Source organism: Mycobacterium gordonae, from assembly GCF_002101675.1.
Lineage (GTDB): Bacteria > Actinomycetota > Actinomycetes > Mycobacteriales > Mycobacteriaceae > Mycobacterium > Mycobacterium gordonae.
In genome coordinates, this window is sequence record NZ_LQOY01000060.1 from 1 (window position 1) to 3,425 (window position 3,425).

Sequence of the window (3,425 nt, forward strand, 5' to 3'; positions counted from 1 at the left end):
ACGATGGTGGAAAACGCCTCCAGATCGATGTCCCCGGCACAAAACACCGCCGCCACCTTCGGCAACCGCTCACGCATCGCCCGGGCATAGCGCAGCTTGGTCTCCGCGCGGCCCTGACTGATCTTCTGCCCCGCCGCCACCTCCCCCGCGACCGCCTTGAACGTGTCGATCGCCCACTGCCCACTCTCCGCGCCCCCCACCGAGCGGTGGGCGAACAACTCCCCGATCGCCACCAACTCCGCAGCCATGTCCTGATTGACCGAGCGCCCCGCCCGCGCGATCCGCGCCATCCAGCCCACCGATTCCTCGGTCTTTTCCAGCAGCGCCCGCCGATGAGCCAACACCTGCTGGTAGGCGTCGAACTCCGCCATCCCCGGATGCACGAACGGCAACCTATCGAACATACTTTCGATAGTACCCGCCACCGCCGACGCGTTGCCTCACGGGGATTTGGCAGGTCCGGGTCGGCCATTCCTCGGCTGGGCCGAACAGCTGCGTTTGAAACGCGAGGTCATCCTCTTGGGTCCAGGCTTCGGCCAGTCGTGCGCCGGCGATCCGATACATGGCGAACCCATGCTTTTCGTAGGTCCTGCCGGTCGGCGGGATTCCCATGAACTCACCCAGATGAGTGCCCCGATCGATGTACCGGGCCACGACTCGGTCGCCCTCCGCCACCAGATCCAGAAGTTCGATCGACATATCGGGGAAGGCTTGCCAGAGAATGTCGATGGCGGCCACATAGCCGTCGCGTCCGGCTGGCACGAGCCGATGGTGAAGATCGAAGTCCTCGCTCATGATTTCGGTCCACAAGTGGGACTGCCTGCGATTGATTGCCTCATCCAGATGTCGGCGGACAAGCGCCTTGTTCGCTTCCAGATCCACCGGCTTCGAACTCCTACTGCGCCGGCGCGCCTACCGCTCCACACGCCGGAAGAGCAGTGGTCGTCCCTGCCAGCACGGCCGGGATGGGCGCCGAGGGCACTTGCGCCGCCGCGGCCTGAGTGGGCACCTGCGGACCGGGCAGCACGACCGGGTCAGCGGCCTTGCCGGCCGAGGGAGTCATCGGAGCCCCCTTGCCCGTGCCGGCCTGGGTCGCAATCGGAGCGGCCACCGGCGCACCGTCGACAGCCCCGGCACCGGCACCCGCAACCGGGACCACCGGCGCGACCGGAGGCACGACGGGCACCGGCGGGACGACAGGCACGGGCGGCACCACCGGCACTGCCGGCGCAGCCGGCACCGGCCCGGGCAGCACCACCGGCGCAGCGGCTACCGGCCCGGCGGCGAACCCCATCTGCTGTTCGATGCAGTTCCCGCCGCCCGTGCGCAGTGGAGTGGCCACCGCGCCCGGACTCAGTGCCAGCGCGGCCCCGCACAACCCCGCGCCGGCCGCAACCGCTACGCAGAATCGATCGATTATCCGCAACGCCAACTCCGTTCAATCTCCCCAATTGCCCCCGCAATTAATGACAATGGGGAACCGTATCGGCGCGTCGAATTCCTGCCTAGAGGCCAAAGTTGATGGATGCCGAACCGATGCCAAGCACCGGCCGTGCCGTGACAGTGTCTTTCCCGAAGAGTTACGTGGTGAACGGTTTTGGCCTCCGAAGCTGTGCTACGCGACCGATTCGTGAGCTGAGCACGGCCGATCGGCGCACCCGGGTAAAAGCCCGATTAATGGTCGTCCAGCAAATTATCCACCTAAATTGCAGGCATGTAATTTATCAATCCGAGCCCCACCACAGCGAGGGCCAGCTGAAGCTCAGCGCACCCTGGCTCAGCCGGGTGATCAAGTCCTCGAGCGCCCGCAGCGGCAACTCCATCCGCCACTCCGGCAGCAGACCCGACAACAGCAGGGACTCCGGCGTCAGCTCGACGCCGGTGATCATCAGCCCGTGTGGCAACTCCGGCAACTCCACCTGATAGGCCGGAGTGCGCAACGGCAGCTTCCACCGCCGCTGACCGGCCACCACCGCACGCGGACGGAGCCACAACGTCGATCCCACCACGTCGGCGTCCACCTCCAGACCACCCAGCCCGGGCCGCCGCGCCCAGCTCAGCCGCGCCGTCCCGTCCTCCCCCGATTCGCTGCGCACATGCGGAGCCGCCTGCTCCATCACGTGGTCGAAGAGGTCTTTCGGCAGTTCCGTGGTCAACTCCGTCGGAGCCGCGATGACCAGCGGCGGCACCCCGGGACGGATGTGCACGTTGCGCAGCACGGCAACCGCGCTCTGCAGGCGGTTGTCGGCCCAGCGGATGTCGCGCGCCGCCACCCGGACCTCGCCGAGTTGGCCCACCGGCAACCCCTGCGGATCCAGCTCCGATTCCAGCTCGACGACGGTCAGCGTCACGTCTTGATCGCCGATGCGAACCGTGACTTCCTTGCCGACCAGTAGCTGCTGCAGTGTCGCGAACAAGGTCCGGTAGGGCATCGCCACCGCGTGGGCGCCGACCGTCGGCAGCCCGGTGGACGACCACAACGAGGCCAGCATCTCCAAGGCGCGGAACGGGTCGTCCCAACGCAGGAAGGGAACCTTAGGGGACATCGGTCATCCCCGCTGAGCGGACGCAGCCCCGAAACAACGCGATCTTCAAACTTGCCGGCCGGTGCGTTCGAGTTCGCCGCATCGTTCAGCCCGAACGCCAGCCGCCACGGTCCGGTCAAGACCGATCAGCCCGCAACGCCAACTCCGCATAATTGCCGCCTCGTTAACCTGCTATCGACTGTTAGTGCGGAAACCTGTCTGCGCAGAGATTACCCGGCCCCCGCCTGTGGTGTGCGTCGCTGCACTACCCGTTGCTGCCGCGGCGACCATCTTGGCCCGAAGGCTGGCCCGGTCCGCCCAGACCACCGGAACCGCCGTTACCGCCCAATCCGTTCACATAAGGCCGGCCCCCATTGCCGCCGTCACCCCCATCTCCGCCGCCGCCCGTAGCGCTGCCGCCGCCGTTCCCCCCGACGCCGCCGTCGCCGCCATCTGCAGCGGCACCGCCGGCCCCGCCGGCGTCGCCGCCTTCGCCGCCCTTCCCGCCGGCGCCCCCTCTACCGCTGCCGCTCGCGTTTCCGCCCAGCCCGCCGCTGCCCGCTTTTCCGCCTGATCCTGGCGGGTTCCCGCTGATCCGACCGTCACCGCCGAGGCCACCGCCCCCGCCGTCGCCGCCGGCACCTGCGTCCCCCTCGCCGTCAGCGCCACCACCGACTCCGCCGCCGCCGCCGAGGCCTCCGAGGCCGCCCGGGCCGACAATGCCGGTGCTGCCGCCGCGGCCCCCGAGTCCGCCGCTTCCCCCGGCACCGCCGTTACCGCCGCCGGTTGCCGAGCCGCCGGCCCCGCCATTGCCGGCATAGCCGCCTAAACCGCCTTGCCCTCGGTTGAACTCGCCGACATCGCCGCCGCGACCCCCGGCGCCCCCGGTGCCACCGTCTG

At 68.7% G+C, this 3,425-nt stretch carries 4 protein-coding genes and 1 pseudogene; all 5 read right to left on the bottom strand.

Annotated elements, in window-relative coordinates:
- The coding region (locus AWC08_RS09930; RefSeq protein ID WP_244906489.1) for a DUF222 domain-containing protein at positions 1-404 on the bottom strand (404 nt) is incomplete at its 3' end.
- Positions 394-882 carry an ester cyclase gene (locus AWC08_RS09935; RefSeq protein WP_065133769.1) on the bottom strand — a complete coding sequence of 163 codons (489 nt, stop codon included), beginning with the start codon at positions 880-882 and terminating at the stop codon, positions 394-396. The genes AWC08_RS09930 and AWC08_RS09935, both read right to left, overlap by 11 nt.
- A 13-nt stretch (positions 883-895) precedes the next feature.
- On the bottom strand, positions 896-1,426 hold the full coding sequence (locus AWC08_RS36365; RefSeq protein ID WP_156781218.1) for a hypothetical protein: 531 nt from the start codon (positions 1,424-1,426) through the stop codon (positions 896-898).
- 298 nt (positions 1,427-1,724) lie between these two features.
- Entirely contained in the window at positions 1,725-2,546 is an 822-nt protein-coding gene (locus AWC08_RS09945; protein ID WP_069435579.1) for an LmeA family phospholipid-binding protein, read from the bottom strand.
- Positions 2,547-2,790: 244 nt separating this feature from the next.
- Positions 2,791-3,425: pseudogene (locus tag AWC08_RS36370) on the bottom strand (PGRS repeat-containing protein); the annotation flags it as partial.

Bases quoted from the DNA above. Each gene is read 5' to 3' on its own strand.
- AWC08_RS09945 (WP_069435579.1), bottom strand. From the start codon at position 2,546: ATGTCCCCTAAGGTTCCCTTCCTGCGTTGGGACGACCCGTTCCGCGCC.